Here is a 12,846-nt window from a genome sequence, read left to right as displayed (position 1 = left end):
CGATCGAGGGCGATGTGCAGGATGCGCTGCGGGAACGTCGTCGGCTGGCACAGACGGACTTCCGATTTCACCTCGACCACCCGCGCAGCGGTTTTGAATGAGGCGCAAACGCACGCGTGTCGAATTGGGCGATTTCCCTTGGGCGCCGAGCTCGACCATGCGCGATGATGCGCTCGACGCAGCTCCAGCTGGCGGCGCCTTCAACGAACTCCTTGAACCTGCAGACCTTGCCCGAAAGCACTTGCTCTTACGGGAGATGATTGGCTTTGTCGCCGAAGCGACTGATGGAGATGTTGGTGGGCGCCGCCGCGTAGGCGACGACCCCGTAATCACAGCGGGAGCTCGCAGGCGGGGTCGACAAACACCCTTGATTGGCCGAGCTTGAGGTGCATCTCTATCAGGCTGATTGCTTATTGGGCTGGTCCAGCGTTTGATCGGACCCATGATCCATCCGACCAGCTTGTGAGGGATGCAACCGAACCAGGCGCTGCTCCCACAGTCTTCGCAGGCCCTCCATTAGAGCTGCATGCCTGGCCTGATCCGGCTCAATCATATTGAGGTGATCTCGCAACACGGCTTCGCCCTCGATCCGCATCAGTAGATTAAACAAGTCGTTTGAAATTCGCACACTGTCAATGCTGGAGTGGTTCGGAATAATCTCGCAGACAGTCTCCTGATGATCTCGCGCTGTGTAAGCACGGGTTTGATGGAGGGAGACTGAGGGAGGCAATGAAATCGCAAGCGCAGTCCAATCCTGCAGCGTTGCAGCCCGTTTTTTTACCAGGAAGGGCCCGACCACAAGTCCATCCAGCTCTGTCGTCAAAAATGTGGCAATCGCGTCTGCAACCGTATCCACGATCGGTTCAGCATTGTTGTTAAAGGACGTATTGAGCAGAATTGGAGTGCCTGTCCGCTTCTTGAAGGCATTGATGACCTCCCAGTAAGCTGGGTTGGCATCGCGCGATACTGTTTGCAGCCGAGCCGTACCGTCGACGTGCGTAATGGCACCCAACAAGGCGCGCTTTGAGTCACGCACGCGAACGACGAAATTCATGAATGGAAATTCGTGCTTACCGTCCGGGAGGTCGAAAAATTCGCTCGCATCCTCTTCCAGCACAGATGGTGCGAAAGGCCTATAGCCTTCGCGCTTCTTGACCATGGCATTGATCCGGTCCTTGTTTGCAGCGGGCCGAGGGTCGGCAAGAATGCTGCGGTTGCCCAGCGCACGTGGCCCAAACTCCGAACGACCCTGCACCCAGCCGATCACGGCGCCGTTGGTGATCCAGTGGGCTGCACTGCTCGCTACGTCATAAGAGCGTTCAACCTCGAGATGTCCGGACCATGCATTCAGTTCCTGTTCCACGGCGCGGTCGCTCCCGAGATCAGGACCCCAATAGACCTCCTGCAGTCGCTCACGCGGCGCGGGGCGGCCCATCTCGTTAGAGACTATCAGCGCAGCTCCCAATGCGCAGCCAGCGTCGTGAGACGCGGGTTGCACGAAGATGTCTTCGAAAAGCCCTGAATACAGCAGCTTGCCGTTCATCGTGCAGTTGTGGGCTACCCCTCCCGCCAGACACAACCGCTTCATGCCGGTGGCCTCACGGTGGTGCCGGAGAATGTGGAACACGATCCGCTCAAGCGCTTCCTGCAGTGACGCACTCACATCTCGATGCTGCTGGGTGAAAGGCATTCCCTTTCGCCTGATCTCGATGTTGCGGAGCAACGCCGGACCGATGCGGTCGAGGTGAACACGGTAGCCACCGTTGGCGGAGAGCTCGTACAACTGCTCGAAGAGCTCGCGATAGGGAGCGGGGTCGCCATAGGGCGCGAGTCCCATTACCTTATACTCGTCGAACATGCCGTAGCCGAGACAGCGGATCGTCTCGAGATAAAACAGCCCAAGAGAATTGTCCTCCGGGAAAGCCTCGATTTGCGTAATTTCTGTGCCAGACCCTACCGCCACAAGGCCCGACAGGAAATCACCACAGCCATCAATCGCTAGAATGAGACTTTGTTCGAAGCCCGACATTGCAAAGGCGCTCACGGCGTGCGCCTGATGATGACCTACGAATGAAATACGCGAACTGTCCAACTTAGTGCCGAACTCACGCGCTAACAGGTTCTGCACCAACATTTTAGCATCCAACGGAGTGGAGAGAATGTCCGGTTGGGAAGCGGACATACCTTCAAGCATGGCGTTGGCATAGGGCTCGCTGGCGTAGACCGCGACACGATCAATGTCGCTGAGCTGAACCCCGGCCGTCGAGAGACAGTATTGAATCGAACCACTTGGCAGCTTGTTCGAGTGCTTGATTCGATTGAGGCGTTCCTCTTCTACGGCGGCTATCACCTTTCCGTCTCGGACGAGCACCGCGGCGCCATCGTGCATAAAGGCGTTCGGACGCTCGAATCGGTTTTCATGGACTTGGTCAAGTCCGCCGCTGATTCCTAGGCACAGCATTTCTTTCTCCAAATAGTAACGGGAAGCCAAATTGGCTTACCTCGACTGTTTCCAATTAAATAGGCGTGTTGTCGCCTGCAGCTGCGACCGCCCGTCAGGCATCAGCGGCATCGAAGAAAGCCTCATAAACGATCAATGAGATGCTTCGACTGTGACGCCTACAGTGCCATCACGCCGAGAGCTTGGCTGGATCATCCAATCCTGAGCGGCTGCTGACATGTATCCGGCGATGTCGTTTTCATCGGCAGAACCAACTTGCGATGCCGCCTGTTCTTGGGAAGGGCGGCCGTCGACGAATAACAGTACCGCCCCCGTGAACTGGCCCGATTTCATTCTCCGAAGCGACCATGGTCGCACCGCCCGACATTGTCGGCCAGTTGCAACTCACTTTCTCGGCACGACCTCCACTGCACGTCAGGGCGCATCGAAGATTTTCTCCTTTGGATTATACCTAAGGCAGCTTTCGTCACGCGTTAGAGCAGCGTGTGATTGGTGCGTGAGGCTCTTTTTTGTCCATGCACGATTCCGGAAGAGTGATGAAATCGATTGTTTTGATCAAAGTCATCCACGCTATGAATAACAGCCGCAGCACATGCGTTTTCAAAGCGCTTCAGGCTTCCCGGATGGCTCCTCCGATGTGAAGCGCATGGCATTCCAAGCGCTCTGTCAACCAAACGATGAGTATCGGCGTCGACCCTCATTGCCTTCGTCTTCGCGACTCCGTGACAGCGGCTGGCATTGTGTTTGTAGGGCATCGGGCGAAGATCATGTCGATCGGCCATCTCGCCTGCCTATTGACAAACCCTTGAACAATGATCCACGCACCAGCGCGATTGTGATCACGAGCGCCTCTGAGCTCGGGAGGTTCGGTTTTCAGAGGGCCTGGGTCTCCGAAGCGATGGAGAGCGATGGAGGTAGCTAGCCTTCCTGGTGCTATACGGTTGTGCTCTTCATGGAGTGGACGCATTTGCGTCTCGAAAGCGGTTCTTCAGTGGAACCGGCGCCAAGGCCCGTCTGTGGTCGTTCAGAACACGGGGTGCCGTCTCCAAACCGGATATTGGAGCGGGCAGCCGCCGGAATTTGGCCCATGGAGATGAGCGCCTGTCAGGAGGCGTTTCGAAAACGGCGCGATCTTCATCGCGGCTGTTTCATGGTGTCATTCCTGACATGTTCTTTATAATCGGCAGCTTGCGGATAGTCTTGCCCGTCGCCGCCCGTAGCGCGTTGGCGACGGCCGGGCCGATAGGCGGCACACCTGGCTCACCAACTCCCGTGGGCGGCTCCTCGGACGGCACAATGTGCACCTCGACTCGCGGCATCTGCTCGATCCTGAGCGGTGTATAGGTATCGTAGTTCTCTTGGTCTACGACACCGCCCTTCAGGGTCAGCTCCTCCTGGAGGATCGCACCTAGCCCGAATCCGATACCGCCCTCCATCTGAGCGCGAATCTGGTCAGGATTTATCGCGGTGCCGCAATCTACCGCGCAGACGACGCGGTCGACCTTGAAACCATTTTCATCGTTGAGGGTGATCTCCACCACATCGGCGACAAAGGTCGAGAGGCTTTCATGCAGGGCCACGCCGCGGAAACGGCCTTCCGGCAGAGGCTTGTCCCAGCCTGCCTTCTCAGCAGCCACTTTAAGCACGGCGGCATGCCGTGGATGGTGACCGAGCATTGACAAGCGGAAGTCGACCGGATCACGGTTCGCAGCGGCGGCGAGCTCATCGATCAGGGTTTCCACCGCGTAAGCGGTGTGGGTGGAGCCTACCGAACGCCACCACAGCACCGGGATGTTCACGTCCGTGGTGGTCAGCTCGACCTTCAGGTTCGGGATCGCATAGGGCAGGTTGGTGGCGCCCTCTACGGAGGTTGGATCGATGCCGTTCTTGATCATCGCCGCAGAGGTCGAACCGCCCAAGACCGATTGGCCCACGATGTGGTCATGGAGAGCGACGACATTGCCTTTCTTGTCGAGCCCCGCCTTGACTGCATGCACATAGGCCGGCCGGTACCGCCCACCCCGCATGTCATTCTCGCGGGTCCACTGCACCTTCACTGGCTTGCCGCGTCCCAGTGCACGCGCTGTGGAAACAGCTTCGATAATGACATCTGCATCAAAGACCGCGCGGCGGCCGAAACTGCCGCCGGTCTTCATCACGTGCAGCCTCACCTTGTCCGGCGTGGTGCCGCCTACCTGAGCGGCAGCCGCCTGATAAAGGTCGGGCATCTGGTGTCCGCCCCAGACGTCGATGGTGCCGTCTTCGTTGATGCGGGCGGCCGCGTTGAGTGGCTCGATTGAAGCATGGACAAGATAGGGGAATTCGTAGTGCCCCTCGATGATTTTCTCAGCACTGGCGAACGCTGCGGGAGTGTTACCGTCGTCGCGCGCGGTGGCCGCGCCCAGATCGTCTGCTGCCTTGTTGTATTCGGCCATGATCTCGGCCGTGCCGCGCCCTTCGGCCTTCTCCTCGTTCCAGGTCACCTCCACGAGTTCGCGGCCCTTGAGCGCCGTCCAGGTGTCCCTGCCAACCACGGCAATGCCTCGCGGCGTCTGGACGACATCGACAATGCCGTCGAGTGCCTTCGCCTTGGTTGCGTCGAAGCTCTCGATCTCGGCGCCGAACTTCGGCGGATGGATCATAACGGCCGTCTGGAGTCCCTCCATCATGAGGTCGATCGTGTAGGTCTGCGCGCCGTTGGTCTTGCCGGCGGAATCGTAGCGCTTGAGGCTGTCCGATCCGATCTGGGCCCACTTGTCGCGCGGCTTTAGCGGCACGTCGTCCACCGGCATTCCCGCTGCGGCTTCAGCCAGGTCACCGTAGCGCGCCTGCATCCCTGAGGCGTGCGACACGACCCCGGAAGCGACTTTGATCTCGCCGGCTGGCACATCCCACCGCTGCGCCGCGGCCGCCACCAGCAAGGCCCGTGCGGCAGCACCCGCCTTGCGGTAGCGTTCCCACGACGAACTCATCGACGTGGAGCCACCGGTTGCCTGTGCGGCCCCGCCCCAGGCGAGATTGCCGTAGAGCGCGGTATTGCCATATCCGCCGACCACGTCCACCTGCGCCCAGTCGCCGTCGAGCTCTTCCATAACCAGGGTGGCGATGCCGAAATAGGAGCCTTGTCCCATCTCGAACTGCGAGGAGTAGATGATGATTCGGTTCTCCTTTGTGATCTCGACATAGGTCTGGAAGGGGTTCGCCTGAACCTTTGCAGTAGTCGTTTGTGCGATGTCGGACGCCGCCAGCACTAGCCGGTAGCCTACGGCGAGGCCAGCGGTGGTGACGCCCGCGCCGACGAGGAACCGGCGGCGCGTGGGCCGCACGGAGTTATGCTTCGAGAGAAACTGCGACATGCCTCAAGTCTCCAGCCGGTTGGCGGTCTCGTGGATGGCCGCGCGGATGCGATGATAGGTGGCGCAGCGGCAGAGATTGCCGCTCATCGCCGAATCAATATCATCGTCCGACGGCTTCGGCGTTTCTGTAAGGAGGGCCACGGCCGACATGATCTGGCCAGACTGGCAATAGCCGCATTGAGGTACGTCGAACTCGGCCCACACGGCCTGGACCGTTTCGCCTATCTTGCCCGACACACCCTCAATGGTGGTGATCGAGGCTCCTTGGATGTCGCCGACTGCGGTCTGGCACGAGCGCGTCGGCATGCCGTTAACGTGAACCGTGCAAGCGCCGCACTGGGCAAGCCCGCAACCGAATTTTGTTCCCGTGAGTCCGATGACGTCACGGACCGCCCAGAGCAGCGGCATCTCTGGATCGACGTCAAGTGTTCGCGCCTCGCCATTGAGGGTAAAAGCGACCATTGCTTGCTCTCCTTGTCCTGAGCTGGCTATCTCGTTGAGCCTCCGCCCGCCTGGCAACCGAGCTCTTGTTGCTGAGGCCTAGCGACCACACCGTAGGAACGCGCAGCTCAAGCAACAAGCCGCTAGGTTGGCGAGTTACGAGATCGTGAAGTGGGTCGTGTCGAAAGGCTGGAGGCAACTGAATGTCATTTTTTGGGCGGACAGGCCGCTTTAGGCTGGGTTACACGAGACTGGACATTCGGGTCGTCGCGAACATCGACCGCTGGTCGGCCGCGTCCGGCAGGGCCCTGATTGGCTACACGAAATGAAATGGGACTACTATCGATGGGGGCCTACCTCGACCCGCAACCTCCACGACTGGACCCTCAGGTTTCCGGCTATCGTTCCGGGCGGTGGCCGAGCTCGGCGCCTCGGACGCGATAGTAGACGGTGAGGCGTTCGTCGTTGACCAGAAGGCTTGTCGCGCATTCCCAGTCTTCAGCGGGTCTTGGCCGCGGCGGGAGACGTCAGGACCATGCTTGCCGGCTTCGACCTGCTCAAGATCGTCTTGCGATCGGCCACTCGTCGATCGGCGCAAAGCGCTAGTTAACCTGCTGAGACGCCGCCAAACGGCATCGTTCTGAGCGACGAGATCAGCGGCGGCAGCGACATTCTCGCGCAAGTCTCCCAGTTCGGCCTCGAGGGCATCGTCTCCAAGCTGCGTGTCAGTCCATATCGATCCGGCCGGCGCCAAGAATGGGTGAGACAAAATGCGTGCTGAGTGATGAGTTCATCGTCATCGGCTGCGAACCCGGCAACAGTTACGGCGGTCGGGAAGCGTGCTCTGGCGAATGTCGAGGACGGAAATATGGTGTTCGCCGGCGGCATTGGCACTGGCTTCAATGCGCGCACCGGGCCGGAAGTAAAGCGCCGGCTCGATGCCATTCCAATGGATAAACCACCGATTCCTAGTTTGAAGGCGAACGGTGCGGCATGGGCGGAGTGCCTGCGCAGTCTGTACCTCCGCAGTCGATTGTCGAGTTCGAAGGGGGTGTGATTGGCGTCGAGACCGCTCCAGCCATGGCTATCAGCACGCCGAGTGCGTTGTTTTCGATCAGTTCTCGAAATGAGCGGGTAAATACCTTTCACTTGCCGAACGGGGTTTGCTGTTCACCGGCTGGCATCCGATGGCAAACCTTTCAACGCGGCGGCGATCTGGCGCTTCGCTGCTGGGGGCAGAGGCAGGATGGGACGCGGGGGTTCGGCACTGCAAACGTCGAGCAATTCAGCGAGTGCATAGACGACGCGAAGGCTCGAGAACTCCTTGAAGAGGCTCCAGATCGGGACCAGCGCGGCATTGATCCGTCGCGCTTCGGCCGCATCGCCCTGTTGCGCCGCTGTGACGATCGTCATGCAGACCTCGGGCAGGATGCCCGCGAGGACGCTGTACCATGTGTCGGCGCCGGCGATCATGGCCTCGGCGGCGTTCCAGTCGCCGCTGTAACCAATCGAGAACCCTTCCGGCAGTGTACGCCTCTGGGCGGTCAGGTGGTTCTTGATCGCATCGCTTTTGTCTGTCGGATTCTTGATGGCGACAATCCCAGCCACCTTTGCCAGGCGGCTGACAAGGGGTGGACTGAAATGGAAATGCGTCGTTCCTGGATTGTCGTAGACGACGATCGGCAGGCCACTTTCGCGCGCCACAGTGGAGAAATGTTCTAACACCTCGTCATCAGTAAGCGGGGTGTAGGAGGCGGCGGCAAGCAAACCCGCAGCTGCTCCAAGGGCCTTGGCGTCTTGCGCGAGCCCCACGGCTTCATCGGTGCGCAGCGCGCCCACACCCACCACGACCGGCATTTGCCCCGCCGTTTGGTCCAAGGTCTCGGAGAGCGCCCGCCGCCGTTGCTCGCGCGACAGATAGATGTATGTGCCGGTGCTGCCGAGAAGACCGATGGAATCGACCTGAGCAATGCCAAGCCGAGCAATCAGCCTGCGCAGGGCAACGCTATCGACGCGGCCGTCACGATTGGTTGGGGTGATGGGGAACGCGGAAAGACCGCTCAGGAATGCCATGGCAAGGCTCCAGATCTATGTGTGAGCGCAGAGGTGACCGCACGCCAGGTCATTACAAGACGTCCAAAGCCCGCCGCAGATCGGCGATCAGATCATCAGCGTCTTCAAGCCCCACCGAAAGACGCATGAGGTCCTCGCCCACTCCATCGGCCAAATGGGCATCCTTGCGGATCGGCTGCCGAGCACGGGTGAGGCTTGCTGGATGATAGATGAGGCTGTCGGCATCGCCGAGGCTGACGGCGCGAATGATCAGGTTGAGCCGGTCCATCATCCGGCGCGCTCCTTCGTATCCAGCGTGGAGGCCAAAGGCCAACATGCCCGATCCGTTGGACATCTGTTTTCGCGCCGTCACCTGATCAGGGTGCGAGTCCAGGAACGGATAACTCACAAATGCCACCGCCGGGTGCGCTTCCAGCGCCCGAGCCACCGCAAGGGCCGTGGCGCTGTGCCGTTCCATACGCAGCGTCAGCGTCTTGAGACCGCGCAGGATCAGGAAAGCTGACATCGGCGAGAGCGCTGCGCCGGTGATGTAGCGCAGGCCCGTTTCATGCAGCGTACGGAGCGTTTGGGCGTCGCCGAGAAGCGCCCCGCCAAGGGCATCGCCATGACCATTGATGTACTTGGTCAGCGAATGGAGCACGATGTCCGCCCCGTGCTCAAGCGGTCGCTGGAGCGCGGGCGAGGCGAAGGTGCTGTCGACTGCAACCCTTACACCGCGCGCGTGAGCGCGCTCGGCAATTGCCGCTATGTCGAGGATGCGGCTCAGCGGATTCACCGGCGTCTCGAAGAAAACCAGTCGCGTCCGCTCGGTGATCGCAGCGTCGAGATTTTGGGGATTTGACAGATCGACCGCGACGACCTTGATGCCGAAGCGGGGGACCGCCTGTTCGACCATGGCAAGCGTGTTCGCATAAAGCGTCTTGTGGACGATGAGTTCATCGCCCTGGGACAGGAGCGACAGGATCAGAGTGCCGAAGGCCGCCATCCCCGAGGCAACAACCAGCCCCGCCTCGGCTCCTTCCAGAATCGCGAGCCGCTGCTCGAGGATCTCGGTCGTGGGATTGTATTCGCGCGCATAGAGCCGTCCACCAAGGGCGGCGGCGGCATCGTTTGCTGCCACGCTTTCGAACCCATAGGTTGACGTCAGGAACACTGGCGGCTGGACGGCATTGGAAAAGCCGGCCGGATCGTAGCCATGATGGATCGCCCGGGTGGCAAATCCGGGGCTGGTGCGGTTGAGCGACCCCGTGGGAGTATCGGTTTCGGATTGATGGGAGCTGGTCATTCGGCCTCTGCGATCTTTCTTGGGGTTCCGAAAGATTGACGGCAACCTGGCCAATGTGAAATATCCAGTTGGCGATGAAAGAGATGGTCCAGTCTTCAAGTGCCGGGTCTGCAGCGCGCTTGCATGCGATGGGTGCACGCCAGATATACGAAGCCCTTCGCGAGCAAATCCTCGGCGGCGTCTACGAAACCGGCAGTCAGTTGCCATCCTCCCGGGCCCTGGCAAATGACCTCGGCGTTTCGCGAACCACGGTGACGGTCGCCTATGAGCAACTGGCTGCGGAGGGTTTCATCGAAGCCCGTCAAGGCGCGCGACCTCGCGTTGCGTCTTCGTTGATCGGCCATGAGACGGGCCGCACTCACGCGAAACGGGTCGGCCCAATCCACCTGTCCGCATATGGCGAGCGGCTGCGCGCGACGTCACCCTGGTCAGATTATCTGCCGACTGGGCTGAAGGTCGAGTTCCGCTATGGGGACCTGGCACCGTCGGATTTCCCATCATTGGTCTGGAAACGCGCGATGAACGAGGCGATGGGGCAGCGCCCGCTGCGTCTTGCCTATGACGATCCTCGCGGCTCGCGCCGGCTCCGCCAGGCGCTTCAGGGATATCTCTGGCGCGCCCGGACCCTGAGCTGCGACCTCGACCAGATCGTCATCGTCAGCGGTTCGCAGCAGGGCCTTGATCTGTGCGCGCGCCTGCTTCTCGATCCCGCCGACCGCTTCGTCATCGAGGATCCGTGCTACAGGATGGCGCGTCAGGTCTTTGCCAGTACGGGTGCTTCACCCATCCCGGTCATCGTCGACGAAGACGGGATGAGGACCGAGTTGCTGGCGGGGATCGGAGCACGACTGGCTTATGTGACGCCATCGCATCAGTTTCCGCTGGGCGGCGTCATGCCGATCGCGCGCCGCCATCAGCTTCTGGAATGGGCGCGGCACAACAACGCCTATGTGATCGAGGACGACTACGATAGCGAATATCGCTACGACATCAATCCGGTCCCTCCGCTGCACAGTCTCGAGGACCACGGGGCTGTCATCTATCTCGGCACGATCTCCAAAACGCTCTCGCCGATGCTGCGCATCGGCTACCTCGTCCTCCCGCCCGAATTGCAGGACGTCTTCGCAACCGCCAAACAATTCGCAGACCGGCATTCGCCGGTCGCTGAACAGGAAGCGCTGGCATCGTTGATCGAGAGCGGCGGCTACGAAAGCCATGTGCGCCGTGTGCGCAGGCTGAACGGCGAGCGTCGGGAAACGTTGTTGGGTGCCTTGCAGCACAGCTTCGGGGATCGCATCACTGTCCAGGGAGCTGATGCGGGACTGCACGTCGCGGTTTGGTTCAATGACCTGCCACGATCGCGGGAAACGGCCTTGGTCGAATCCGCCCGCGACGCTGGCCTGGGGCTACACTTGATCTCGCCGCTCTACGTACGGCCATCGGACGAAGGCCGCACCGATCGCGTCGGACTTGTCATGGGCTATGCCGCCTTGAGCATTCGGCAGATCGGGAAGGGCGTTGAGGTCCTGCGAGAGGTTGTCAAGCAGGTGCAAGACGCGATGCCGGCGCGGAACAACTGAGACGGGGCGACGTCGAAAGCTGGCGCTGAAAACGGTCCGAGACCCCTCGTATTTCTTTCCAGACAGCCAACTGGACCGGTAAAATGCCATGCAACTGGCGCTGTTGATCAGGCCAGTTTTGCAGCAGGTTCCACGAGACGAATTCCGAGAGCGATGATGACCTGGCGAGGAAAGCTGCTTCACGTCCATATCGCGCCCGCTGCCTCCTATGAAATGGAGGAGCTGGCGCAGGCGCAGCTTATTGCCGGCCAAGGCATTGTCGGAGACCGCTACTACTTGGGGACGGGGACCTATTCCGCGCGTCCTGACGTTCGCGAAGTGACGCTGATCGAAGCTGAAGTCTTGGACGCCATCGCGCAGGGCGAACCCAGAATTCCGGGCTTCAAGGCCAAGCTCGCACCCGAAGATCACCGGCGCAATCTGACGACACGAGGCGTTCCGCTTAGCCATCTTGTCGGCAAACGCTTCCGGGTCGGGGAAACGATTCTCAGGGCCGCCCGGATGAATGTGCCGTGCAAGTATATCGAGGAGTTGCTCGGGCTTTCGGGTCTTTACGAGGGGCTTCTGAACCGCTCCGGCCTGAACTGCACAATCGACGTCGGGGGCGTGATCCGCCCTGGTGATCTGATCTTGCCCATCGACGAGTGAAACGCCATGGCCTCGCCGCGTATTATCATGAAGCTGACCGTGACCGCCGTCCGCAAGGAGCCGGGCGACGTGCTGGTCATCGACCTGAAACACCCACGTAAACCTGTGCTGCCGGCGTTCGAAGCGGGTTCTCACGTCGACGTCCATCTGCCTGAAGGGAAGGTGCGTCAGTATTCACTTTGCGGCGACCCGACCGAGCTTGGCCGCTACACCATCGCGGTGAAGCGCGAGAATGACGGCCGTGGCGGCTCGGCGTGGATCCACGAAACCATTGCCGTCGGCTCCGCACTGCCTGTCTCCGCGCCACGCAACCATTTTGCGCTCAAGTCAGGCGAGGGGCCGACTTTGCTGCTGGCAGGGGGAATCGGGATCACCCCGATTCTGGCCATGGCGCGCGCGCTCACCCGGCAGGCCAAGCCCTTCGAGTTGCACTATTTCACCCGCAGCCGGGCGCTCACGCCACTCTTGGCGGCGATTGGGCGCGATCTTCCTGGCGGCAATGTGCGGATCCATTTCGACGACGAGCCTCAGACCCGGCAGGACATCGCCGCGCTGCTGGCGAACCGTTCGGCCGAGGCTCAGGTTTACTATTGCGGGCCGCCTGGCTTCATGGCGGTTGTGGGGCGCGCGGCCGAACACTGGCCCGAGGGTACTGTTCATTTCGAAACTTTCCAGCCTCCCGAGTTTGATGGCGGGCCACCGGAACCATTCGTCATAGAACTGGGTGAGGGCAGGATGGTCGAGGTTTCGGCGCAGACCACGGCGCTCGCGGCCCTGCGCGCGGCCGGTGTGCCGTTGATGGCCTCGTGTGAGAATGGGGTGTGCGGGACCTGCGAATGCGCAATGCTGGCGGGACAGCCGATCCATCGGGATGCCGTCCTGTCCAAGGAGGCACGCGGCCACCGCTTCATCCCCTGCGTGTCGCGCGCGACAGGTTTGTTGAAACTCGATCTTTGACCATTTGGGCGGGGGTCCTGTGAGACCGGCAGCTTATTTGCGGGA

8 protein-coding genes are annotated in these 12,846 nt (G+C 60.8%); 3 read left to right on the top strand and 5 right to left on the bottom strand.

The window, feature by feature from the left end; all coding sequences use genetic code 11:
• Positions 1–397: 397 nt before the first annotated feature.
• From NLY43_RS11935 to NLY43_RS11915, 5 genes are all read right to left on the bottom strand, one after another.
• Positions 398–2,461 carry a carbamoyltransferase family protein gene (locus tag NLY43_RS11935; RefSeq protein WP_023708043.1) on the bottom strand — a complete coding sequence of 688 codons (2,064 nt, stop codon included), beginning with the start codon at positions 2,459–2,461 and terminating at the stop codon, positions 398–400.
• Positions 2,462–3,609: 1,148 nt separating this feature from the next.
• On the bottom strand, positions 3,610–5,817 hold the full coding sequence (locus NLY43_RS11930) for a xanthine dehydrogenase family protein molybdopterin-binding subunit (RefSeq protein WP_023711842.1): 2,208 nt from the start codon (positions 5,815–5,817) through the stop codon (positions 3,610–3,612).
• A 3-nt stretch (positions 5,818–5,820) separates the two neighbouring features.
• Entirely contained in the window at positions 5,821–6,279 is a 459-nt protein-coding gene (locus NLY43_RS11925) for a (2Fe-2S)-binding protein (protein ID WP_023711841.1), read from the bottom strand.
• Between the two features lie 1,149 nt (positions 6,280–7,428).
• Positions 7,429–8,331, bottom strand: coding sequence for a dihydrodipicolinate synthase family protein (locus NLY43_RS11920; RefSeq protein WP_023711840.1), 903 nt, complete (start codon positions 8,329–8,331; stop codon positions 7,429–7,431).
• Between the two features lie 52 nt (positions 8,332–8,383).
• The gene (locus tag NLY43_RS11915) at positions 8,384–9,616 is read right to left on the bottom strand and encodes a trans-sulfuration enzyme family protein (protein WP_023711839.1); all 1,233 of its coding nucleotides are present in this window, start codon (positions 9,614–9,616) and stop codon (positions 8,384–8,386) included.
• A gap of 74 nt (positions 9,617–9,690) precedes the next feature.
• Between NLY43_RS11915 and pdxR the strand changes: the two genes are divergently transcribed.
• The 3 genes from pdxR to NLY43_RS11900 all read left to right on the top strand — a co-directional run bounded on the left by pdxR (position 9,691) and on the right by NLY43_RS11900 (position 12,801).
• Positions 9,691–11,196: a MocR-like pyridoxine biosynthesis transcription factor PdxR gene (gene pdxR / locus NLY43_RS11910; protein WP_031198324.1), complete on the top strand. Its 1,506-nt coding sequence runs from the start codon at positions 9,691–9,693 to the stop codon at positions 11,194–11,196.
• 156 nt (positions 11,197–11,352) lie between these two features.
• Positions 11,353–11,844, top strand: a complete 492-nt coding sequence (locus tag NLY43_RS11905; RefSeq protein ID WP_023711837.1) for an MOSC domain-containing protein — start codon at positions 11,353–11,355, stop codon at positions 11,842–11,844.
• A 6-nt stretch (positions 11,845–11,850) separates the two neighbouring features.
• Positions 11,851–12,801, top strand: a complete 951-nt coding sequence (locus NLY43_RS11900; protein WP_023711836.1) for a PDR/VanB family oxidoreductase — start codon at positions 11,851–11,853, stop codon at positions 12,799–12,801.
• The last annotated feature ends 45 nt before the right edge of the window (positions 12,802–12,846 follow it).

The organism is Mesorhizobium sp. C416B (assembly GCF_030323165.1).
GTDB lineage: Bacteria > Pseudomonadota > Alphaproteobacteria > Rhizobiales > Rhizobiaceae > Mesorhizobium.
Note: the sequence above shows the minus strand (reverse complement) of the source record. Positions and strands in the feature narration are given on the sequence as shown.